Here is a 21,564-nt window from a genome sequence, read left to right on the forward strand (position 1 = left end):
CCCTCCTGCGGGTCAACGCCCACGGCTCCGGCGACATCCTGCGCATCGACGGCCGCGGCACGGTCCAGGACTCCTGGCTGCACGACCCGGGCGGCACCGGCTCCGCCCAGCACAACGACGTCATCCAGTCGACGAACGCCATCTACATCCGCATCCTGCACAACCGCCTGGAGAACCAGCACACCCAGACGTCGTGCATCCTGCTCAAGGCCGACATCGGCTCCATCAACGACGTCGTGGTCGACAGCAACCTCATGAACGGCGGCGGCTACTCCTTCTACTGGTACGACGCCAACTACAAGATCACCAACGGCAAGATCACGAACAACAAGTTCATGCGCCAGTCCGGCGGCGGCTTCTGGCCCAAGGGCGGCTACTACGGCACCCAGGCCTTCCAGGCGTCCCAGCTCCCCCAGTGGAGCAACAACACCTGGAACGACAGCGGCCAGCAGATCGGCATGTAGTTCAGGCAGGACCATCAGGCAGGGGCGCGGCGCCATCCACTGGCACCGCGCCCCTGCCTTTTCCCCGCAAGCACACCATCAGCTTGCGGACTGGTCGTGAAAGCCAACGACGGCGTGAAACCACCGAACGATTGCCCCCGACGGCGCCGGACCATGCGAGAACGCGACCAGGGAACATCACCGCAACCACAGCACAGACGGCACCCACAAGCACCGACCCACCACCATGATCGAAGGACAACCCCGGCCGCCCGGACGGCCACCACGCGACTTCGATCACGCCGGCCACCGCAACGACTCGACTGACCCCAGGGAGCGTGAGAACGACGGCCGGAGAACATCACCGCAACCACAGCACAGACGGCACCCACAAGCACCGACCCACCACCATGATCGAAGGACGACCCTGGCCGCCCGGACGGCCACCACGCGACTTCGATCACGCCGGCCATGGCCACGATCGACCCGCAAAAGCCGGCGAACTCGCGCACGCGCCCCAGCAGTCAGGTGGCGGCCGCGGGTCTCGCGTGGTCCTGCGCCGTTGGTTGCACGACCAGCGCGGATCGCGTCGACCGCTGACGCCGCCCCTCTCGATCGAAGTCGTGTGGTGGTCGTCCGGGTGACCGGGATTGTCCTTTGATCATGGTGATGGCTGGTTTCGGCTGAAGGATCCGCCTGCGGGTCGGCTGACGTTGCGTTGCTGTCCGCGTGCGGGTTCACCGATCCGTCTGGTCACAGGACAGGCCAGCGCGGGGGTGGGTTCTTCCGTCCGGTTGTGGGCCGGGCGCCAGGTGACGTGGGCACCGTCCGTGCAGTGGTCGCGGTGATGTTCCCCGGCCGCCGTCCTCGCATGGTCCAGCGCCGTCGTTGGCGCTCACAACCCATCCACATCACACCGACCGCCGGCGGCGCGCTCGTCGTCGTTGGTTCACGAGCAGGGTGGCGCGCGCCTCACCGCGGCCGAGCCCATCCGCTCGGGGTGGTCAGCTGGCGTTCTGTAAACCGTTGACCTGGACCACGACCGACTCGGCGGCGGCGACGGCCTCGGCGGCGACCAGGACCTCGATGGCGGCCAAGGGCTCGGCGGCGGCGAGGGTCTCGACGGCCGAGCGGCGGCAGCGGCGGCGTACAGGCTGAGGGGCGGCTGCGACGACAGGCATGCCGCCGGCGGCGCGGACGGCGCGTCCGACGAAGCCGACCTTCGCGGCCAGGCCCGCGCCCCGGAAGGAGCGGCGAGGCCTGATGACGCCCGTGGCCGAGGGCTGCGGGTCCGGGTCCGCGTCGGCCGGGATGGCGGCAGGAGCCCCCGCCACCGCGAAACCGGAGGAAGCGAGCGCGAGCGCCGGGGCCGGCGCGGAGCGGCGGCGGAGGCGGCCGATGAAGCTGAGCAGCGGGGCGCCGGCGAGGAAGAGCAGGGCGGCGGCGGCCACCAGGACCAGCGGGAGCCAGGACGAGTCCGCGATCGCCTCGCCTCCGAAGTGGCCGAGGAGCGCGCCGTAGGTGGCCCAGAGGGTGGCGGCCAGAACGTCGTACGAGGCGAAACGGCGGGTCGACACGCCGTTGCGGCCCGCGTAGATGGCGGTGATCATGCGGCCGGCGGGGACGAAGCGGCACAGGAGGACGGCCAGGAAGATGTGCTTGCGCATGGCTTCGTTGAGGCGAAGGGTGATCGCCCTGGGCTTGCGCCGGGTCAGGCGGTCAGGGGTGCCGGCGTCGCGGCGGGCCAGGCGGCGGCCGAGCAGGAACGCCAGGAGGTCGCCGGAGACCGCGCCGAGGGCACCCGCGGCGACGAGCAGCAGCAGCTGGACGTGGCCGGTGGTGGACAGGATGCCGCCGCCGATCATCAGGGCCTGGGCCGGGACGACCGGGACGAACGCGTCGACGGTGAGAAGGACGAGAATCGTTGCGTACAGGACACCGGGAGCTGCCACCAGGTCCATGACCGCGTCTACCATGTCCCGCTCACCATGGTCCGCCCCCTACCCCGTCGTCAGTCGACCATTCCCCGTTGACCATGGCAACACGAATGCACCCCGTTCCATGCCCAACTGGTGATGATTGTGTCCGGCGTCTCCTTAGAAACCGCTGAGAAACGCATACCCGCAGGTAGGAAGGGCGGGAAAAGCTAGCCGATGGTCTCGTCCAGGTAACACCAGCGCCAGTACTCGCCGGGCTCGATCGAGCGCATGACGGGGTGATGGGTGGTGAGGAAGTGCTGCGTGGCGTGCCGGCGCGGGGAGGAGTCGCAGCACGCGACGTGCCCGCAGGTGAGGCACTGGCGCAGGTGGACCCAGTCGGTGAAGCCCATCTCGATACATTCCGGACATCCCTCGACCTCCGGGATGTCCAGCTTCTCCGCGGCTTCAATGTGCGGGCAGGTCACAGATCTCCTCGCTCCAGCAGTGACTCTTCCAGGTCCATGTCGCGCTGCGCCTGGCGCAGCGTCTCCTCGGGGATCTTGCCGGTGTCGCGGGCGCGCCGGAAGACCTCGCGTTCGGCGTTCAGCATCTCGCGCCGCAGGCGAGCGTACGCGGCCGACGGCGTTTCCCGGTCGGATCGGCCGAGACGCTCCCAGGCCAGGTTGGAGCGGCTGAGCGCGACCTGCCGCAGCCGTTCGACGACCCCGTCGGGCGCGTCGTCGGCGACCTCCTCCAGGCGGGCCTTGCCGGCCCGGCTCGCCTCGTGCTGCACCGACGCCTCGGCGAGCGCGTCCTCCTTCTCGTCGTCGCCGGGGACCTTCAGCCAGCGGGCCACGGTCGGCAGGGTCGCGCCCTGCAGCACCAGCGTCGCCACGATCACCCCGAAGGCCAGGATCACGAAGAGTCCGCGCGGATAGGCGCCGGCCTGCTGCGGCGACGGCAGCGAGAGCGCCGCGGCGAGGGTCACCGCGCCCCGCATGCCGGCCCAGGAGATGACGGCGGGCGCCGCGAACGTCGGCGACGGGTCACGGCGGCGGACCCGTGGGATCAGCCGGGCGAGGTACACGGTCGGGAACAGCCACACGATCCGGGCGACGATCACGACCCCGACGACGGCGGCGAGGCAGCCGAACGTGAACCAGAACGACCGCTCGACCTGCTCGATGAGCGCGCGCAGCTGCAGGCCGACGAGGAGGAATACCGCCCCTTCGAGGAGGAACTTCACCATCCGCCAGAAAGCGTCCATCTGCAGCCGGGAGGCGGCGGACATGAGCGTCGGCATCCTGTGCCCGAGGGCGAGACCGGTGACGACGACCGCGACGACGCCGGAGGCGTGGATGCTCTCCGCCGGCAGGAACACCACCCACGGCGTGAGCAGCGAGATCGCGTTGTCGATGAGCGGGTTCTCGACCTTCTTGTGCACGTACCCGAGGACGATGCCGCCGACGATGCCGATGCCGACACCCCCGAGCACGGCGAGCGACGCCGTCTGGGTGATCGACCAGGTGTCGACGGCCTCGCCGACCGCGGCGGCGACCGCCACCCGCAGCGTGACGAGGGCGGTCGCGTCGTTGATGAGGCTCTCGCCCTCCAGCACGGTGACGATCCGCCGCGGCAGGCCGATGCGGCGGGCGACGGCGGTGGCCGCGACCGCGTCGGGCGGCGCGACGACCGCACCGAGCGCGAAACACATGGCCAGGGGCACCTGCGGCAGGAGCGCGTGGAGCGTGAAGCCGACGGCCGCGGCGGTGAACAGGACCAGTCCGACGGCGAGCAGCAGGATCGGCCGGAGATTGAAGCGGAACGCGGGAACCGAGGTCTCCAGCGCCGCGACGTACAAGATGGGCGGCAGGATCCCGAGCAGCACCATCTCCGGGTCCAGCTCGATCTCCAGCACTCCGGGAATGAAGGAGATTCCGATCCCGACCAGCACCAGCAGGATGGGTGACAGCACACCGATCCGCCGGGCCACCACGGAGGTGGCGACGACGACGGCGATCAGTCCGACGATGTTCTCGAGCCCGTGCACGCGGGAAGCCTATCCACCGGTAGGACGCAATGGATGTGTGGTGACGGCGGCCACTCCGGCTGAGACACTGCACCCGCACATGCACGAAGTCGTCAGGTAGGGAAGGATCGTCCCCATGTGTGCCGCGCGACAACTACCGCACCCACCGGGAGGGTGTGCGCATGCCTGACGTCGGCACGACGGCCGACCTGCGCAACCGGCGCCTCGGCCTGCACACGGGCGAACGCATCCGGGTGCTGCTCGTCGAGGACGATCCCGGCGACGCGTTCCTGGTCCAGGAGCTGCTCGCCGAGGCCGACGCGCCGTTCGACGTCAGGGTCGCGCAGACGATGCGGGAGGCCCGGCCGCTGCTGCGCGAGGTGCACTGCGTGCTGCTCGACCTCGGGCTGCCCGACGCGAGCGGCCTGGACGGGCTGCGGCAGGTGCTGCACGACGCCGGCCGGGTCGCGGTGTGCGTGCTCACCGGCCTGGAGGACGAGCACCTGGGCACTGCGGCGGTCGCCGAGGGCGCACAGGACTATCTCGTCAAGGGCGCCGTCGACGGTACCGGTCTGTCGCGGGCCGTCCGTTACGCCGTCGAACGCAAGCGGGCCGACGAGCAGGCCCGGCTGCTGCGCGAATCGGAGCTGCGGCAGGCGGAGTCGGCCCGGCTCGAGCGCGGCCTGCTGCCCAAACCGATCATGGCGGGTGTACAGGCGGACCTGTGGTCCATCTACCGGCCCGGCCGCGACCGGGGCCTGCTCGGCGGCGACTTCTTCGACGCGATCGGCGTCGACGGCACCCACCTGCACCTGCTCATCGGCGACGTCTGCGGGCACGGCGTCGACGAGGCACCGCTCGGGGTGGCGCTGCGCGTCGCCTGGCGGGCGCTGGTCCTCGCCGGCGTGCCGGAGGACCACATCCTGGACTCTCTGGAGCAGGTGCTGGTGAGCGAGCGGCGCACCGACGAGCTGTTCGCCACGGTCGCGGTCGCCACCGTCAACCTCGCCGAGGGCACCGCCCGGATCCGGCTCGCCGGCCACCCGCCCCCGATCCTGATCGCCGGCGACCGGGTCGAGCCGTGTGCCGTTCGGCCAGGGCTCGTGCTGGGCGTGATGCCCGGCGTTCCCCGCCCGGCCACCGAGGTGCGCCTGGGCGAACCCGGCTGGCAGCTCCTGCTGTACACCGACGGCCTCATCGAAGGCAGCGCCGGCCCGGACGCGTCCGGCGGCGAACGCCTCGGCATCGAGGGGATCGTCGACGTGCTGAAGGACCCCGGCCGCGCGCTCCCCCGCGACCTGCCGGCCTGGCTCGCGGCGCAGGCCGAGGGCCACAACGGCGGGCCGCTGTCCGACGACATCGCCGTCCTGCTGCTGGATCCGAGGAGTTCGCGTTGAACCCGACCAGATGGTCGCTCTGGCGCCGGATCATCGCGCTCTGCGCGGTCGTCGCGGGCCTGCTCGGGCTCATCGCCGTCAGCGCCACCGTCACCGCGGCCGCCAACCGGGCGGACACGACGAAGGTGATGGACCGGCTCACGCCCGCGCTCGTCAACACCGAGCAGCTGAACTCGCAGCTGCTGCGCCAGCAGACGAGCGCCCGCACGTTCCTGCTGACCGGCAGGGAGAGCGACCTCGACACGTACAAGGCCGCGCAGCAGTCCGAGACGGAGATCCTCGCCGATACCGAGCGACTCCTCGCCGACGAGCCCGCCCTGCTCAGCACCGTCCACGACGTCGCGGCGGCGACCTCACGGTTCCGACGCGAAATCACCGAGCCGCTGATCGCGCAGACCCGCACGGACGGCCCCAGCGCCGAACGCGCGACGCCGACCGCCGCCTCACGGGCCGTCTACACCGCGGCCTCCAGCGAGATCGACGCGTTGCGCAGCGGACTGAGCACCCGGCGCGACACCGTCGCCGCCGAGGTCCGGTCCTCCGGCAACGTGCTGATCGTGCTGCTCGCCTTCGCCGGGATCGTGATCATCTTCGCGGGCGTCGCGCTGGCGCTGCTCCTGCGGCGGCTGGTGACCCGGCCCGTGACCGAGCTCGCCGCCGAGGTGCGCATCGTCGCGGGCGGCAACTACGACCACGCGATCACCGGCGGCGGCCCCCCGGAGCTGGCCGCGCTCGCCTCCGACGTCGACACGATGCGCCGGCGGATCAACACCGAGCTGCAGGACGTCGTCGAGGCACGCCGGCTGGTCGAGGAGGCCAACCGGATGCTCGAGCAGCAGGCCGCCGAGCTGACCAGGTCCAACCGCGACCTCGAGCAGTTCGCCTACGTCGCCTCCCACGACCTGCAGGAGCCCCTCCGGAAGGTCGCCTCCTTCTGTCAGCTTTTGCAGCGTCGGTACGCGAGGCAGCTGGACGAACGGGCGGACCAGTACATCGCCTTCGCCGTCGACGGCGCCCAGCGCATGCAACGGCTGATCAACGACCTGCTCGCCTTCTCCCGCATCGGCCGGCTCACCAGTGGCTTCGCCGACATCGACCTCAACAAGGTCGTCGTCGACTCCGCCGAGCAGTTCGAGTCGCAGCGCGAGTCGACCAGCGCGGAGATCACCTTCGTCGACCTGCCCGTCGTACGAGGGGAGGAACCGCTGCTCGGAGCCCTCTTCAGCAACCTCATCGGCAACGCGCTGAAGTTCCGCCACCCCGACCGCACCCCGCACATCCTCATCGACTGCCAGCAGGTCGGCGAGGAGTACGAGTTCAGCGTCGAGGACAACGGCATCGGCATCGAGCCCGAGTTCGCCGACAAGGTCTTCGTCATCTTCCAGCGCCTGCACGCGAAGGACGCCTACCCCGGGACCGGCATCGGCCTGGCGATCGCGAAGAAAATCGTCGAATACCACGGCGGCAGGATCTGGATCGACCCGTCGCAGACCGAAGGTACGCTGTTCCGGTTCACGCTGCCTGTACCTGTATCTGATCCCGCCGCTGCGCTTTCGTCTTCGTCTTCGGTTGCGTCTTCGTCTGCGTCGTCGTCTTCGCTTGAGGAGTCCGTTCAATGACCGCACCCAGGGAGTCGTCCCTGCCGATCGAGGTGCTCCTGGTTGAGGACGACCCGGGCGACGTGCTGATGACGCAGGAGGCGTTCGAGGAGCACAAGGTCCGCAACAAGCTCAACGTCGTCCAGGACGGCGAGGAGGCCCTGGCCTACCTGCGGCGCGAAGGCCCGCACGCGGACGCCCCCCGGCCCGACCTCATCCTGCTGGACCTCAACCTGCCCCGCGTCGACGGCCGCCAGGTCCTGCAGGCCATCAAGGAGGACCCGGACCTGCGCCGCATCCCCGTCGTCGTCCTGACCACCTCCCAGGCCGACGAGGACATCCTGCGCAGCTACTCCCTGCACGCGAACGCCTACGTGACGAAGCCGGTCGACTTCGACAGCTTCATCGCCGTCGTCCGCCAGATCGACGAGTTCTTCGTCAGCGTCGTGAAGCTGCCCCCGCGCGGCTGACCTTCCCCGCCTTCTGACACTCCCGGCCGCGGCCCGCTGACCCCTCAGCACCGCGGCCTTGTCATCTGACGATCAGGCGCGGTGATCGGGGTGTGGCGTTCCGTCAGCGCCGCGGCCCGGATTCGACTTCAACTCGGGTCACAGCCTGACCGCTCCCGGATCGCCGCGTCCTGCCCGCGTCGTGTCCCGAACCGACCCGTCACGGCCCAGCCTGACCCGTCGCGGCCCAGCCTGACCCGTCGCGGCCTGACCCGTCGCGGCCCGTCGCGGCCCGACCCGTCCCACCTCGGCGCGGCCTGCCCTTCGTGGCCTGGTGGTTCGTCCTCGCTGGGCGGGCGGGCTGATGTTCCGGCCCGGCTCAGTGGCCGGGCCGGAACGCTCCGGGGTTTGCGTCAGGCGGTGTCGGCGACCTTGGCCACCTTCGCCAGCAGCAGGGCCTCGGCGACGCAGACCCGCTCGAACTCGCCCAGGTGCAGGCTCTCGTTGGGCCCGTGCGCCTTGGTGCTCGGGTCCTCGACGCCCGTGACCAGGATCGCTGCCTTGGGGAACATCTCCTGGAACGTCGCGATGAACGGGATCGACCCGCCCACGCCCATGTCGACCGGGCTCACGCCGTCCCACGCCTCGGTGAACGCCTGGCGGGCAGCCTCGTACACCGGCCCAGTCGCGTCGATCACGCACGGCTCACCGAGCTGCTCGAGCGTCACCGTGACCTTCGCGCCCCAGGGAACGTGCCGCTCCAGGTGGGCGACCATCGTGTCGTACACCCGCTGCGCCGAGTCACCGGGTGCGATCCGCACGCTGAACTTGGCCTTCGCGACCGGGATCAACGCGTTGGGTGCGCCTTCGGTGGCCGGCGCGTCGATGCCGAGGATCGAGATCGACGGCCGCGTCCACAGGCGCTCGACCAGCCGCCCGCTGCCGATGAACTGAACCCCGTCGATCATGCCGGCCTCCTCGCGGAACCGGTCCTCGGGGTAGTCCAGCGGCGCCGACTGCGTGCTGACCAGGCCTTCCACCGCGACGTCACCCGCGTCGTCGTGCAGCGTCGAGATCAACCGGGACAGGGTGATCAACGCGTCGGGCACGGCACCGCCGAACATGCCGCTGTGCACGGCCTGCTCGAGGACCCGCACCTCGAAGAACCCGTTGACGATGCCCCGCAGCCCGGTCGTCAGCGCCGGCTGGCCGACGTCCCAGTTGCCCGAGTCCGCGATCACGATCACGTCCGAGGCGATCTCGTCGCGGTGCTCGCGCAGCAGGTCCTCCAGCGACTCGGAGCCGAACTCCTCCTCGCCCTCGATGAACAGCACCACGCCGACCGGCAGGTCGTCTCCGAACGCGCGCAGCGCCGCGATGTGCGCCATGACGCCGGCCTTGTCGTCAGCGGTGCCGCGCCCGTACAGGCGGCCGTCGCGCTCCTCGGGCTCGAACGGGTCGCTCAGCCACTGCGAGCGGTCGCCGACCGGTTGGACGTCGTGGTGCGCATACAGCAGCACCGTCGGCGCTCCGGGCGGCGCGGGCCTGCGACCCAGCACCGCCGGCTGCCCACCCTTCCGGACCAGCCGCACATCCGGAATCCCGGCGCCGCGCAGCAGCTCCGCCACCGCTTCGGCGGAACGCTCGACGTGGCTGTGGTCAAACCCCGTGAACGCGATGCCTGGGATGCGCACGAGCCGCTCCAGATCGGCGCGGACCCCGGGCATCTCCCGCCGGATCGCGGCGCGGAGCTCTTCTTCGGTGAGCACTGTCATACCCGGAACTTACTTCGCCGACTGGTCGTCTGTGCCGTTGGACCCGTTTCCGCGCATCCAGCCGCGCATCTTGCCCGCGCCTGCGCCGACCCAGTCGCCGACCTCCGACGCCCCGTCGCCGAGCTTGCGCAGCAGCGACACCAGCGGATCCTGCGACCGTGAGAACGCCTCCCGGTACGACGCGGCCGCCGCCTTGATCTCCTCGCTGACCGACGCGTCCCCGTCGTCGGCGCGACGCGGATACTCGCCGCCGAGGATGCGCTGGTACTCCCCGCGGTCGATCCACGCCCGCACCTCGGCGGCCCGCGCCACCGGCATCGGGTGCGACCGCGCCGTCACCATCCGGATCTTGATCAGGCTGTCCCGCAGGTCGCCGGCCCGCTCGAACTCAGCGGCCTGCTCCAGGAACGCGGTCGTGTCGACCTCGGACAGGTCACCGCCGCCGGCCAGCTTCATCGACAGCCGCAGCGACGCCGCCGGGTCCTGGCACGCGAGCAGCCCGGCCCGGTCCGCGGACAGCTCGGCCTTGCGCCACCACTCCATGAGCGCGGCCACGATCGCCCGCAGCACCATCGACCCGACCGGCAGCCACGCGAGCCGCACCGCCCAGTCCGTCAGGATCAGCACCATCGTGCGGTACACCGCGTGCCCGCTCACCAGGTGCCCCAGCTCGTGCCCGAGCAGGCAGCGCAGCTCCTCGTCGTCGAGCAGCTCCAGACAGCCCCGGTTGATCACGATGAACGGCTTCGACATGCCGATGCACATGCCGTTGATCGAGCGGTCGCTGTGCACGTACAGCTCGGGCAGGTCCGCGACGTCGAGCGACGCGGCGGCCTCCGCCATCAGCCGGTGCACCCGCGGGAACTGCCGGTGGTCGACGCGGATCGCGTTGCCGAGGAACTCCAGCCGCCACGCCCGCTCATTCCACAGGGCGTGCAGCGACTTCAGCGCGTCGTCGAACCCGCGCAACTCCCGCAGCGCCACCAGGGCACCCCTGTCCGCCGGGTGCTCCCACGCCCGGGAACTGATCCCGGTCAGCACCACCCGCCGGCGTTGCACGTCGTTCGTGGTCATTCGCTCCGCCTCCCCGTCGCATCCGGATCGTGTCCGGCCGCCTCCCGGATCGTCCCGCACCTGCGCAACACCCGTCTACCCGCCCGCGAGGATGAAGTACTCATTCTGCGGGTCGTGCTCCTCGCCCGGCGCCCCGTCGACGTGCACGTCGACCGTCCGCGGCGCCGCGCCCTCACCGAAGAACCGGTCCTCTTCGGCCATCCACCGCTCCCACTGCGGCCGTAACGCCTCGCCGTCGCGGATCAGCCCCCGCTCCAGCCGCAGCGCCCGCGGCGCGTGGACACACACGGCGAACGTCAGGTCCTGCACCCCCGCGCTGCCGACCCCCTCGACGACCAGCACGTCCGGCCGCCGCAACGGCTCCCATTCGTCGCGCAGCCGCTCCCGCACCCAGTCATACCGCCGGTACCGCGCGTCCTCACCCGCCTTGAACGGCGCGAACACCCACCGCTCCAGCCTCGGCCGCCACGCCTCCAGCTCCGCCCACCCGTCCAGGAAGTCGTCGGTGTGCAACTCGGCGACGTCCACACCGGCGTGCCGCAACGCCCGCGCCAGCCGTCCCGCGAACGTGGTCTTCCCCGACCCCGCCCGCCCGTCGACCGCCACCAGCCGCACGTCCCCGAGGCGCGCCTCCCGGCCGAGGACCTCCTTCGCCAGCGCGCTGTACGTCCCGATGCCCCCGCCCCCGGCGCTCATGACACCCCCCGATCCACCGTGACGCTCCCGCCGCCCGCATCACCTGGCGACCCCGGAAGGTCACCGGCCACCACCGGCGCCGGCACAGGCTCGTCGTGAGGCGCGCTCAGGACGCTTTCCGCCCCATCGTCCGGCGATCCCGGAACGCTGCCGGACAGCACCGCCCCGGACTCCGCACGAGGCGCACTTGGAGCAGGTCCCGCCGCACCGCCCGGTGTCCCAGCGACGCCGGCAGGCACCGCTGGCGCCGATGTGGGCTCGGCGCCAGGCGCGCTCGGGGCGGATGCTTTCAGCGCTGGGACGACGGTCGGCAGGCCGCTGGGTGCGCCACCCTCGATCAGCCGCCACAGCGCCGTCGTGTCGAGGTGCTCCTCGACCAGGTCGCCCAGCACGTCGACGGTCCGCTCCCGCAGCGCCGCGAACGACGTGCCCGGCGCGACCTGGAACCCGTGCCGGCCGGCCAGGCGCGCGGCCTCGGTCAGGAACGCCCGCCGGAACTCGTCGGTCTCGAACGCCCCGTGCCAGTGCGTGCCGAACACGTTGCCGGACACGGCGCCCTCACCCGTGCCGTCGGCCAGGCGGATCAACGGCGTAAGGCCTTCCGCCGCCCGGCTCACCACGCCGTGGTGGATCTCGTACCCCCGCACCGGCTGCGACCCGAGCCCGGTGCCGGTCACGCGTCCGAGGGTCTTGCGGTCCGCGAACGTGACCTCCACCGGCAGCAGCCCCAGCCCCGGCACCGCGCCGCGGCGGCTCTCCACGTCGTCGAAGATCCGCTCGGACAACATCTGGAACCCGCCGCAGATCCCGAGAACCGGCCGGCCGGACGCCGCGTGGGCCAGCACCGCGTCCGCCAGCCCCCGCTCCCGCAGCCAGTGCAGGTCGTCCACAGTGGACTTGGTGCCCGGCAGCACGACCAGGTCCACGTCGGCGAGGTCGGCGGGCTCGACCGTGAGCCGCACCTGCACCCCCGGCTCCGCGGCGAACGCCTCGGCATCGGTGGCGTTGGACACCCGCGGCAGGCGGACCACGGCGACCCGCAGCCACTGTCCGCCACGCGGCGGCGCGGGCCGGCCGAGGACCCGCCCGTCGTACGCCAGCGAGTCCTCGCCGTCGAGCCACAGCTCCGTGGACCAGGGCACCACCCCGAGCGTCGGCCGGCCGGTCAGCTCCGTGAGCGAGTCGATGCCAGGCTGGAGCAGCCCCGAGTCCCCGCGGAACTTGTTGATCACGAAGCCCGAGATCAGCGCCTGGTCCTCGGCGTCGAGGAGAGCGAGCGTGCCGTACAGCGCGGCGAACACCCCTCCCCTGTCGATGTCGCCGACCACGATGACGGGCAGGTCCGCCGCCCTGGCGAGGCCCATGTTGGCCAGGTCGCCGGCCCTCAGGTTGATCTCGGCGGGACTCCCGGCGCCCTCGCAGATCACCACCTCGTGCTTGGCCCGCAGCTCGCGCAGCGTCTCCAGCACCGTACCGCGCAGCCGGTCCTTGATCTCGTGGTAGTTACGGGCGCCGATATACCCCGTCGCCTGCCCGAGCACGACGACCTGGCTCTGCCGGTCGGAGCCCGGCTTGAGCAGCACCGGGTTGAACCTGACGCTGGGCTCCAACCCGCACGCATACGCCTGCAGCGCCTGCGCCCGGCCGATCTCACCGCCGTCCACCGCGATCGCCGAGTTGTTCGACATGTTCTGCGCCTTGAACGGAGCGACGTCCACGCCCCGCCTGCGCAACCAGCGGCAGATCCCCGCGGTGAGCATGCTCTTCCCCGCGTCGGACGTCGTGCCGGCAACCAGCAGCCCGCTCACGCCATCACCTCCGCTCCGAGCCGTCGCCGCGGGCCAGGCACTGCACCCCCGGCTCGCAGCCCTCCACTCCGCCCCGACCCACTCACGCCGCCACCTCCGCCACGCTCCGCCGCCACCGTGAACCAAGCGCTGCACTCACCGATCGCCGCCCTCCACTCCGCCCCGAACCCGCTCACGCCGGCGTCTCCCGCCACGCTCCACTGCCACCGCGAGCCGAGCACAGCAGCCTCCGCTCCCGACCGTTCACGCCGCGCCCTCGCCCCGCAGCCCGACACCGGTCGGCTTGGCGCGGCGGCGAGCGGCGCCCACCCGGAGCGCGCACGCGAGGCCTAAAGCGGCCGCGCCGACGACGACGGACAAGGTCGCGGCCCGGCGGACGTCACGCGGGGCGGGTGGCCCGCCGTCGCCGAGGTGCGGCCTGTGCTCGACCCGGGACCCGTACACGTTGCGGCCTCCGAGCCGAATCCCCAGCGCGCCGGCGGCGGCCGCCTCGCACTGCCCCGAATTCGGGCTCGGATGCCGACCTCCGTCGCGCAGCCACACCCGCAGCGCCTCGCCGGGCCGCCCTCCGACGGCCGGCGCGGCGGCGACCGTCAGCGCCGCCGTCACCCTCGACGGCACCAGGTTGGCGAGGTCGTCGAGGCGCGCCGAGGCGGTGCCGAACCTCGCATACCGAGCCGAGCGGTGACCGACCATCGCATCCAACGTGTTGACCGCCCGATACCCGACGATGCCCGGCAGCCCCGCGACCGCGCCCCAGAACAGCGGGCCGACGACGGCGTCCGACGTGTTCTCCGCGACGGACTCCACCGTCGCCCGGGCCAGCTCTGGCGCACCGAGCGCGGACGGATCCCTCCCGCAGAGATTCGGCAGCTGCGCCCGCGCGGAATCCAGGTCGCCGCCGTCGAGCCGGTCGGCCATCACCCGTCCCTCCCGCGCGAGGCTCGTGCCGCCCAGCGCGGCCCAGGTCGCACCGGCCACAACCAGAGTGCGGGCGATCGGCCTTCGCCTGGTCAACCGGGCCGTCGCCGCGGCCACCAGTACAGGCGCACCCACGGCGACCAGAGTGAATCGCGCTCCCGCGGCCCGGTCGTCGGCATAGGTGCGCCGCTCGACCGCCCCTGCGAACCGCCCGAACCCCGCGACAGGGTGCCACCTGCGCGGATCGCCGAACACAGCGTCCAGCACACCGCCCAGCAATATCCCGATCGCGTCGGCGTGGAGTCTTCGAATCGCCATGCTCGGGACACTACCGACCCCCACCGACAATTTTTCATGGCGGCCCGTCGGGGCACTAGCAAGCAAATGGTGCGAAAACAAGAGCTTGTCTCACATCCGTCAGCGTCCTATTTTGCATGCGTGCAGCCCATGCTCCTCCCCGTTCTCGCGCCGCTTCGCGACATCCGTCGCGAAGATGTGTACGCGCCCGTGGTCGACGAGTTCATGGGTGGCCTCGGGGTCGGCTACAGCTACGGTCCGCCGTTCGGGCAACGCCTCGTCACCTGGGCCGAGCTGCAGCGCATGGAGATGCCCCGCCGGATGCTGCGCCGCCAGGCTGCGCACAACCTCGACCAACGGCTCGGCGCCGCTCAGGTCCACGGCCAGCCGCCCGCGCTGATGCTCCAGTTCGACGGGGTCGCCTCGACGTTGCTGCTCGCCGAGCCGTTCTGGGCAGGCCTGGAGCGTGCCGTGCCCGGTGAGCTCGTGGTCGGCGTGCCGGCGCGCGACGTCGTGATCGTGACCGGCTCCCAGTCCCCGCCCGGCCTCGCGAAGGTCCGGCGCGCGATCGACAGGGTCTTCTTCGCCGGTGACCCGCACCTGCTGTCGCGCAAGTTGCTGGTGCGCCGCCGCGGGGTCTGGGAAGTGTTCACCTCGAACCTCGCCCATGCGGCTTTCTGAGGTGTACGACCAGCGCGTAGCAGATCATCAGCGCTGACGCGAGCCTGTCCACAAGCGGTCGGTTATCCACAGATCCGGCGTCGGCCGCGAGCGGGGCAGGACCGATCTGACCGATGCTCCTCCCGAGTCCTTAACACGGGAGGGAGACGGACATGAACGAGACGACGATGACCATCGTCGGCAACGTGCTCAACGAGCCTGACTGCCGTCGGCTGGAAGAGAGCAAGGCGCTGGTCGCGTCCTTCAAGGTCGCCGCCACGTCACGGCGCTACGACCGCAGCGAGGGGCAGTGGGTCGACGGCAACCAGCTCCGGCTGCGCGTCACCTGCTGGCGCAACCTCGCGGAGAACGTGATCCGCAGCGTCCACGTCGGCGACCCGGTGATCATCACCGGCAAGCTGTCGAGCCGCAACTGGGAGACCGAGGACCACGCCAAGCGGGTGGCGTACGAGCTGGAGGCCACCTCCATCGGCCACGACCTGGCCCGTGGCCGGGCGAAGTTCGCCCGGGTCAAGGCCAACACGGCGACCAGCTCGATCGACGACGAGTTGTCGGACGCCCACATCGCGGGCCAGCCGAGCACACCGGTGGTGGCGATCAACGCGCTGCCGCGGCAGCGCGACTACGACGCCGAACTCGGCGGCTTCGTCACGACCATGGTGGAGCCGGCGGACGCCGACCGGGATCCGTTCGCGGAGGACGTCCTGACCGAGCTCGACAACGCGATCAACGCCGCGTTCGACGGCGCGGCGTTCGCCGCGATGGAGGGCTTCACCGCGCCGGACGACGCGGCGGAGCTCACGACCGACGCCGACACCGCGGAGGTCCCGGCGGTCTCCGACTCGGAGGACGAGGGGTCCCCCACCGGCGACGACGAGAGTTCGACGGACGCGCCCGAGGAGTCGAGCGGCGGCCGGCGCCGGCGCAACCGGGGCAGGGTGCCGGTTCCCGCCTGACGGGTCGGTGGGTCGCGGCACCGAGGCATCCGGCGTCACGACCCACCGCCGGCACCGCCGTGAACAGCCACGCGGACCGGTCAGGAGCGCGCTGCGTAGGCGGACGCGGCAAGCGACCTGGCCGGTGCGCACCGCCATGGGCCGACGCGGCGGGGAACTGGCCGGTGGGGACCGGCCGGTGAGGACCGGCCGGTGAGGACCGCCGCGCGGGTCGACCCAGCAAGCGACTGGCCGGGGCGCGCTGCCGTGCGCCGACGCGGCAAGGGACTGGCGGGTGGGGACCGTCGCCCAGGTAGGCGACCGGCTGGTGGGACCTGCGGGTGGGCAGACCCGACAAGGGACTGGTCGTGCGCGCCGCCTTGACCAGCCTGAGCACGATGCTGAGCGCGGGAAGCAAGACCAGGCACGGCTCGGGCGAGACCAGGCCAAGCACGGGCGAGACCAGGCACGGCTCGGACGAGACCCGACCTGGGACACGGTGAAGGGAGCGTCCTGGGCACCGTGCGGCGCTGGCCCGCCTACGGTGGGGTGCGGGGTTGGTGCGCGCGAATGCGTTGGCTGGAGTGGTTGCGGGTAATGGGGCTGTGGGGTGGACCGTTCGGGAGGGGTCCGAACGACCCGAAGCGTGACTTTGTCGCCACCCGTAGCGAAACGAGTGGCGCGACAAGGGAACCCGCTTGTGCCGGGAGGCGAGGAATGTTGTCCTGAGAACGTCGATTTGGCTCCCCACAAGCGAATCCTCCGCCGTAGGCGGTAGCCTGTCCGACGACATGCGCTCGTAGCTCAGCGGATAGAGCAGGGGACTTCTAATCCCAAGGTCGTAGGTTCGATCCCTACCGGGCGCACCACTTCGGCGCTGGTCAGGCGCCTGTTCGGTCGCTGTACACCGAAGAGGCGCCTGCGGGTGCGCCTTCCAGACAGCCAGCCAGAGTTAGGTGCCGGCTAAGGGGTTGGGGGGCGGTCGACGACGGCGGCGCCGTTGTCCAGCATCCGCTGCTTCACCTCGCGGTAGAGGTCGTCGTCCTCGATGATCACTGTCCCGCGGGCTTGTACGTCGAAGATGGCGTGGCCGCTGGGCACTCGCAGCAGGACATAGCGGTCGTCGTGTGATTCCCAGAGGGCCCGGTACGCGTCGATCGTCATGGGGTGAAGTTTCGCTTCTGGGCCCGCGCGGTACGGGGGCGGCGCCAAGCGTGTCGAGGTCGGGTGTCGGGTGGGTGACGTCTGCACGGAATGCGATGTGGGCTGCGCGGGAGGCAACACCGGCGGGGTGCGGGTGGGGCACGGTTCGGGGTATGGGACTCAGGACCAGGTTCACGGAGGCGTTCGGGCTCACGACGCCGATCGCGCAGGCGGGGATGGCGTTCGTGGGGATGACGCCGGAGTTGCCGGTGGCGGTCAGCAACGCGGGGGCGCTCGGGTCGCTCGGGGTGGGGTTGATGCCGGCGGCGGCGTTGGCGCAGACGGTGGCGGCGATACAGGCGAAGACGGATCGGCCGTTCAACGTCAACTTCATCACGGTGTTCACGGAGCAGGCGCAGATCGACGCGGTGTGTGCGGCCGGGGTGGCGGTGGTGTCATTTCACTGGGGGCATCCGCCGCGGAGGTGGATCGAGCAGCTACACGGGGCGGGTGTGCGGGTGTTCGAGCAGCTCAGCTCGGTTGACGCGGCGAAGCGGGCGGTTGACGACGGGGTGGATGTGGTCGTCGCGCAGGGGCAGGAGGCGGGCGGGCACAACGCGGCGACGTTGCCGGTGTTCGCGCTGGTGCCGCTGGTCGTGGACGCGGTGGCGCCGGCGTTGGTGCTGGCGTCGGGTGGGATCGCGGACGGGCGGGGCGTGGCGGCGGCGCTGATGCTGGGGGCGGACGGGGCGTGGGTCGGCACGCGGTTCGTGGCCAGCGGCGAGTCGGGGGCGCACGACGGGTACAAGAGCCGGTTGCTGAGCTCGGACGCCACGGAGACGGTGAGCACGTCGATGTTCGGGCCGGACATGCCGGACTTCAACCCGATGCGGGTGCTGCGGAACCGGGTCGTGCGCGAGTGGCTGGACGCGCCGCCGGCGGAGGCGGACGACGCGCCGCTGCCGGTGATCGGGGAGACGGTGCTGGGTGGGGAGACGGTGACGATGCACCGGTTCTCCAACCTGGTGCCGATGCGCGGGCTGACCACCGGTGATCTCGAGGAGATGCCGCTGCTCGCCGGGCAGGGTGTCGGGCTGGTCACCGAGCTGCGGCCGGCGGCGGAGATCATCGAGGCGATGACGGCCGACGCGGTGGCGATGCTCGGGCGGTACGGAGGCCGCCACGAAGGCGGACACAAAGGCGGACACGAACGCGGACACGGGGGTTAGCCGCAGCACGAAGACGGTGGTCAGGGGGCGTGTAAGGCGGGGAGCAGCGGCGGACAGTGAAGGGCATGATTCTTCTGGACTCCAGCCGGCCACCCGTCGCGGTGCGCGCGGCGACCGGGTTGTGGATCGGCGCCGTCGCGCTCGGCGCGGTGGAGACGGTGATCGTCGTGGGGGCCGGCCAGGCCGGCGAGAATCCCCTGTTCGGGGTGCTGTTCCGGTGCGTGGTGTACGCGGCGGCGGTGCTGACCGCGCTGCGGATGCGGGCGGGGCGGCGGTGGGCCCGGATCGCCCTCGCCGTCGTGCTGGGCATCGTCGGCACGTTGTCACTGGTCATCGAGCCGATCTCGTGGCTGGCCGACGGCAACTCGCTGAGCGCGGCGACCGCCGACGCGGACCTGACCTGGTGGGCGATCGCCTCGGCCAGGACATTGCACGTGGCCGCGGTCTGGGCGGCCGTGCCGCTGATGTTCACCGGGTCGGCGAACCAATACTTCAGAAATCACCGGTGACGCTGTCGGAAGGGCGTCGCAACCATGTCGGCGGTGGTGGGAGCGGGCGTTGCATGGCTGCTGGGAGCGGCATAGGAGACGTGCAGTGGACAACCGCAGCTACTGGACGACGTCGGCACTCGCACCGGCCGAGCAGTTCACGCATTGGCGGGAGCTGATCTGCGAGGCGTTTCTGTCGCTGACGCCGGAGTCGGATCTGAGGGATGGGTTCGCCGGGTCGGTGACGCAGTGGCGGCTGGGCGAGCACAGCCTGGCGAGGATCGAGTCGCAGCGGCAGGTGGTGTACCGGACGGAAGCCGCCGTCGCCAGCGACCCGATCGGCGGCTACTACGCGAATCTGCAGGTCAGCGGCACGAGTCTGATGGTGCAGCACGGGCGGGTGGCCACGCTCCGCCCGGGCGGCCTGGCCGTGGTCGACGCCGACGAGCCGTTCCGGTTCGAGTTCGGCGGTGATTTCCGGCAGCTGTCGCTGTTCGTACCGGCGAAGACACTGCAAGCCAACGGACCGGTGCGGACGGCGACGGCGATCGACACCGTCACCGGGGTCGGGGCGGCCGTACGGCACTCGATGGAGACCCTCGCCAGGGGGCCGATGCGGGAGTCGGCGGCGAACCGGCTGGCCGCGCACGCGGCGGGCATGCTGTCGATCGCGCTCGAACCGTCGATCCTGACACCGGTGCGGTCGCCCAAGACGTACCGGACATGCATCGACGACATCGAAGGACATCTGACCGACGAGGACCTGTCACCGGCGGCGACCGCACGGCGCCTCGGCATCTCCGTCAGGACGGTGCACGCACTCTTTTCGGGAGCAGGAGCAGGAGCGGCAGCGGGAGCAGGGCAGGGGGAGTCCTACGCGGCCACGGTGCGGCGACTGCGGCTGGAGCGCGCGGCGCGGCACCTGGCCGACCCAGCGATGCGGCACCTGCGGGTCATCGACGTCGCCACGGAGGCGGGCTTCGGCAACGTGGCCAGCTTCCATCGGGCGTTCCGCAAACAGTTCGGCCGGACGCCAAAAGAAGCCCGTGAGTGAATGCAAGAACGCGCCCAGCCATACATCGAATGCAGGTCGCGGCTAGCTGAGGGACACCGGGCGTTCATCGACTCTGATAAAAGTGTGCGACATGAAGAGGCTCAGCCGCCGCACGTTCGTCCTCAGTGGACTGGCCACCGCCGGGGCCGTCGCACTGCCGTTGACCAGCGCTCAGGCCGCCGTCCCGTTCCCGTTCAAGCTCGGCGTCGCCTCGGGCGAGCCGGCCTCAGACAGCGTCGTGCTGTGGACCCGGCTCGCCCCGTCGCCGCTGAACGCCGACGGTCAGGGCGGCATGGCCAACGCCGACGTCACCGTCGACTGGCAGGTGTCCACGACCGACACGTTCAGCTCGCTCGTCGCGTCGGGGTCGGTCACCGCACGTTACGCGGACGCGCACTCCGTGCACGTGGTCGCGGGTGGGCTCGCGCCCGACGCCGAGTACTACTACCGCTTCCGCGCGCAGGGCCACCTGTCCCCCGTGGGCCGGACCCGCACCGCGCCCGCGCCCGGCACCGTGGGCCGCAACCTGGTGATGGCGTTCGCGTCGTGCTCGCACTACGAGTCGGGCTACTTCACGGCCTACCGCCGCATGGCCGAGGACCGTCCGGACCTGATCCTGCACCTGGGCGACTACATCTACGAGGGCGGCACGGGCTCCAGCGGCGTCCGCCAGCACGCCGGCGCCGAGATCGTCTCGCTCGCCGACTACCGCCGCCGCTACGCGCAGTACAAGTCGGACCCGGACCTGCAGGCGGCGCACGCGATCGCGCCGTGGCTGGTCGTGCCCGACGACCACGAGGTCGAGAACAACTACGCCAACATGGTGCGCAACGACAGCAGCCCGGTGCTGACGGCGGCGCAGTGGACCGCCCGGCGCACCGCCGCCTACCGCGCGTACTACGAGAACATGCCGCTGCGGCCGAGCCAGGCGCCGACGGGCAACAGCATCCCTCTGTACCGCCGGGTCGGCTGGGGCACGCTCGCCACGTTCCACATGCTCGACACCCGGCAGTTCCGCGACGACCAGGCCTGCGGCGACGGCTGGAAGGTGTGCGCCGCCGCGGACACCGCGTCGCGGTCGCTGACGGGCGCGGCGCAGGAGGCGTGGCTGCTCGACGGCCTCGCCCAGCACTACGGCACCTGGGACATCCTCGGCCAGCAGGTGTTCTTCGCCCGGCAGTACGACGCCGGCGGCGCCGCCAACATGGACGCCTGGGACGGCTACCGCGCGTCCCGGTCCCGCATCCAGCAAGGCTGGATCGACCGGTCGGTGCGTAACCCGCTCGTGCTCACCGGCGACGTACACGCGGCATGGGGCAACGACCTGAAGGCCGACTACGCCAGCAGCTCCTCCGCAACCATCGGCACCGAGCTGGTCTGCACGTCGATCACGTCCGGCGGCAACGGCTCGACCACCACCACGATCCCCAACTCCGGCACGAACCCGCACCTGAAGTTCTACTCCAACCTGCGCGGTTACGTCCGGACCACGATCAGCCCCGCTCAGGTGCGGGCCGACTTCCGCGCGGTCAGCTCGGTCACCGAGCACGGCGCGGCCGCCACCACCCTCAAGTCGTTCGCGATCCTCGACGGCCAGCCCGGCCTTCGGGCCCTGTAGGAGAAACCTT

The 21,564-nt window shown here is 71.1% G+C and carries 18 protein-coding genes, 1 tRNA gene and 1 pseudogene; 11 read left to right on the forward strand and 9 right to left on the reverse strand.

Translation table 11 applies throughout. The features are described from left to right. Positions 1-464, forward strand: a 464-nt coding sequence (locus ABZ321_RS55875; RefSeq protein WP_354904853.1) for a hypothetical protein, incomplete at its 5' end; no start/stop codon positions are given. Between the two features lie 983 nt (positions 465-1,447). On the opposite strand, the gene ABZ321_RS55880 is transcribed toward ABZ321_RS55875, so the two are convergent. The 3 genes from ABZ321_RS55880 to ABZ321_RS55890 all read right to left on the reverse strand — a co-directional run bounded on the left by ABZ321_RS55880 (position 1,448) and on the right by ABZ321_RS55890 (position 4,412). Next, positions 1,448-2,419: a VTT domain-containing protein gene (locus ABZ321_RS55880; RefSeq protein WP_354904856.1), complete on the reverse strand. Its 972-nt coding sequence runs from the start codon at positions 2,417-2,419 to the stop codon at positions 1,448-1,450. Positions 2,420-2,589: 170 nt separating this feature from the next. Continuing rightward, positions 2,590-2,772 (reverse strand): UBP-type zinc finger domain-containing protein, encoded by a 183-nt coding sequence (locus ABZ321_RS55885; protein WP_344513766.1) that lies wholly within the window; start codon positions 2,770-2,772, stop codon positions 2,590-2,592. A 71-nt stretch (positions 2,773-2,843) separates the two neighbouring features. Next, a complete protein-coding gene (locus ABZ321_RS55890; RefSeq protein ID WP_344513764.1) occupies positions 2,844-4,412 on the reverse strand; it encodes a Na+/H+ antiporter in 1,569 nt (522 codons plus the stop codon). Positions 4,413-4,573: 161 nt separating this feature from the next. Between ABZ321_RS55890 and ABZ321_RS55895 the strand changes: the two genes are divergently transcribed. The 3 genes from ABZ321_RS55895 to ABZ321_RS55905 are packed head-to-tail and all read left to right on the forward strand — an operon-like array spanning position 4,574 to position 7,856. Then, positions 4,574-5,788: a fused response regulator/phosphatase gene (locus ABZ321_RS55895; RefSeq protein ID WP_344513762.1), complete on the forward strand. Its 1,215-nt coding sequence runs from the start codon at positions 4,574-4,576 to the stop codon at positions 5,786-5,788. Next, positions 5,785-7,407 (forward strand): ATP-binding protein, encoded by a 1,623-nt coding sequence (locus ABZ321_RS55900; RefSeq protein ID WP_344513760.1) that lies wholly within the window; start codon positions 5,785-5,787, stop codon positions 7,405-7,407. The genes ABZ321_RS55895 and ABZ321_RS55900 overlap by 4 nt, the downstream gene beginning before the upstream one ends. Beyond that, positions 7,404-7,856 carry a response regulator gene (locus ABZ321_RS55905; protein ID WP_203847877.1) on the forward strand — a complete coding sequence of 151 codons (453 nt, stop codon included), beginning with the start codon at positions 7,404-7,406 and terminating at the stop codon, positions 7,854-7,856. Before ABZ321_RS55900 ends, ABZ321_RS55905 begins: the two co-directional genes overlap by 4 nt. A 392-nt stretch (positions 7,857-8,248) precedes the next feature. Here ABZ321_RS55905 and ABZ321_RS55910 read toward each other — a convergent pair whose 3' ends face one another. The 5 genes and pseudogenes from ABZ321_RS55910 to ABZ321_RS55930 all read right to left on the reverse strand — a co-directional run bounded on the left by ABZ321_RS55910 (position 8,249) and on the right by ABZ321_RS55930 (position 14,427). Then, on the reverse strand, positions 8,249-9,610 hold the full coding sequence (locus tag ABZ321_RS55910; protein WP_344513756.1) for a dipeptidase: 1,362 nt from the start codon (positions 9,608-9,610) through the stop codon (positions 8,249-8,251). A 9-nt stretch (positions 9,611-9,619) separates the two neighbouring features. Further along, positions 9,620-10,684 carry a M48 family metallopeptidase gene (locus tag ABZ321_RS55915; protein ID WP_344513754.1) on the reverse strand — a complete coding sequence of 355 codons (1,065 nt, stop codon included), beginning with the start codon at positions 10,682-10,684 and terminating at the stop codon, positions 9,620-9,622. Positions 10,685-10,759: 75 nt separating this feature from the next. Continuing rightward, positions 10,760-11,380 (reverse strand): hypothetical protein, encoded by a 621-nt coding sequence (locus ABZ321_RS55920; RefSeq protein ID WP_344513752.1) that lies wholly within the window; start codon positions 11,378-11,380, stop codon positions 10,760-10,762. A 296-nt stretch (positions 11,381-11,676) separates the two neighbouring features. Next, positions 11,677-13,188 (reverse strand): annotated as a pseudogene (locus ABZ321_RS55925) (cobyric acid synthase); the annotation flags it as partial. A 243-nt stretch (positions 13,189-13,431) separates the two neighbouring features. Continuing rightward, the gene (locus ABZ321_RS55930; protein WP_354904860.1) at positions 13,432-14,427 is read right to left on the reverse strand and encodes a cobalamin biosynthesis protein; all 996 of its coding nucleotides are present in this window, start codon (positions 14,425-14,427) and stop codon (positions 13,432-13,434) included. Between the two features lie 120 nt (positions 14,428-14,547). On the opposite strand from ABZ321_RS55930, the gene ABZ321_RS55935 reads away from it, so the two are divergent. From ABZ321_RS55935 to ABZ321_RS55945, 3 genes are all read left to right on the forward strand, one after another. After that, complete coding sequence (locus ABZ321_RS55935; protein ID WP_344513748.1) at positions 14,548-15,087, forward strand: hypothetical protein; 540 nt, start codon at positions 14,548-14,550, stop codon at positions 15,085-15,087. Between the two features lie 152 nt (positions 15,088-15,239). Further along, the gene (ssb, locus tag ABZ321_RS55940; RefSeq protein ID WP_354904863.1) at positions 15,240-16,043 is read left to right on the forward strand and encodes a single-stranded DNA-binding protein; all 804 of its coding nucleotides are present in this window, start codon (positions 15,240-15,242) and stop codon (positions 16,041-16,043) included. A gap of 772 nt (positions 16,044-16,815) precedes the next feature. Further along, positions 16,816-16,891, forward strand: a tRNA-Arg gene (locus ABZ321_RS55945). Between the two features lie 94 nt (positions 16,892-16,985). Here the strand turns inward: ABZ321_RS55945 and ABZ321_RS55950 are convergent. Further along, positions 16,986-17,186, reverse strand: coding sequence for a hypothetical protein (locus ABZ321_RS55950; protein ID WP_344513744.1), 201 nt, complete (start codon positions 17,184-17,186; stop codon positions 16,986-16,988). 152 nt (positions 17,187-17,338) lie between these two features. Between ABZ321_RS55950 and ABZ321_RS55955 the strand changes: the two genes are divergently transcribed. The 4 genes from ABZ321_RS55955 to ABZ321_RS55970 all read left to right on the forward strand — a co-directional run bounded on the left by ABZ321_RS55955 (position 17,339) and on the right by ABZ321_RS55970 (position 21,554). After that, positions 17,339-18,394 carry a nitronate monooxygenase family protein gene (locus tag ABZ321_RS55955; RefSeq protein ID WP_354904866.1) on the forward strand — a complete coding sequence of 352 codons (1,056 nt, stop codon included), beginning with the start codon at positions 17,339-17,341 and terminating at the stop codon, positions 18,392-18,394. 65 nt (positions 18,395-18,459) lie between these two features. Next, a complete protein-coding gene (locus ABZ321_RS55960; RefSeq protein WP_354904868.1) occupies positions 18,460-18,903 on the forward strand; it encodes a hypothetical protein in 444 nt (147 codons plus the stop codon). 49 nt (positions 18,904-18,952) lie between these two features. After that, positions 18,953-19,936, forward strand: a complete 984-nt coding sequence (locus tag ABZ321_RS55965) for a helix-turn-helix domain-containing protein (RefSeq protein ID WP_354904870.1) — start codon at positions 18,953-18,955, stop codon at positions 19,934-19,936. A gap of 91 nt (positions 19,937-20,027) precedes the next feature. Next, positions 20,028-21,554: an alkaline phosphatase D family protein gene (locus ABZ321_RS55970; protein WP_354904873.1), complete on the forward strand. Its 1,527-nt coding sequence runs from the start codon at positions 20,028-20,030 to the stop codon at positions 21,552-21,554. The last annotated feature ends 10 nt before the right edge of the window (positions 21,555-21,564 follow it).

The organism is Dactylosporangium sp. NPDC006015, assembly GCF_040614215.1.
GTDB lineage: Bacteria > Actinomycetota > Actinomycetes > Mycobacteriales > Micromonosporaceae > Dactylosporangium > Dactylosporangium maewongense.

What these genes read in the sequence shown, in the direction of transcription:
- ABZ321_RS55910 (WP_344513756.1), bottom strand. Translation starts at nt 9,610, where the DNA reads ATGACAGTGCTCACCGAAGAAGAGCTCCGCGCCGCGATCCGGCGGGAG.
- ssb (WP_354904863.1), top strand. Translation starts at nt 15,240, where the DNA reads ATGAACGAGACGACGATGACCATCGTCGGCAACGTGCTCAACGAGCCT.
- ABZ321_RS55930 (WP_354904860.1), bottom strand. Translation starts at nt 14,427, where the DNA reads ATGGCGATTCGAAGACTCCACGCCGACGCGATCGGGATATTGCTGGGC.
- ABZ321_RS55955 (WP_354904866.1), top strand. Translation starts at nt 17,339, where the DNA reads ATGGGACTCAGGACCAGGTTCACGGAGGCGTTCGGGCTCACGACGCCG.
- ABZ321_RS55970 (WP_354904873.1), top strand. Translation starts at nt 20,028, where the DNA reads ATGAAGAGGCTCAGCCGCCGCACGTTCGTCCTCAGTGGACTGGCCACC.
- ABZ321_RS55880 (WP_354904856.1), bottom strand. Translation starts at nt 2,419, where the DNA reads ATGGTAGACGCGGTCATGGACCTGGTGGCAGCTCCCGGTGTCCTGTAC.
- ABZ321_RS55960 (WP_354904868.1), top strand. Translation starts at nt 18,460, where the DNA reads ATGATTCTTCTGGACTCCAGCCGGCCACCCGTCGCGGTGCGCGCGGCG.
- ABZ321_RS55885 (WP_344513766.1), bottom strand. Translation starts at nt 2,772, where the DNA reads ATGGGCTTCACCGACTGGGTCCACCTGCGCCAGTGCCTCACCTGCGGG.
- ABZ321_RS55905 (WP_203847877.1), top strand. Translation starts at nt 7,404, where the DNA reads ATGACCGCACCCAGGGAGTCGTCCCTGCCGATCGAGGTGCTCCTGGTT.
- ABZ321_RS55950 (WP_344513744.1), bottom strand. Translation starts at nt 17,186, where the DNA reads ATGACGATCGACGCGTACCGGGCCCTCTGGGAATCACACGACGACCGC.
- ABZ321_RS55915 (WP_344513754.1), bottom strand. Translation starts at nt 10,684, where the DNA reads ATGACCACGAACGACGTGCAACGCCGGCGGGTGGTGCTGACCGGGATC.
- ABZ321_RS55920 (WP_344513752.1), bottom strand. Translation starts at nt 11,380, where the DNA reads ATGAGCGCCGGGGGCGGGGGCATCGGGACGTACAGCGCGCTGGCGAAG.
- ABZ321_RS55895 (WP_344513762.1), top strand. Translation starts at nt 4,574, where the DNA reads ATGCCTGACGTCGGCACGACGGCCGACCTGCGCAACCGGCGCCTCGGC.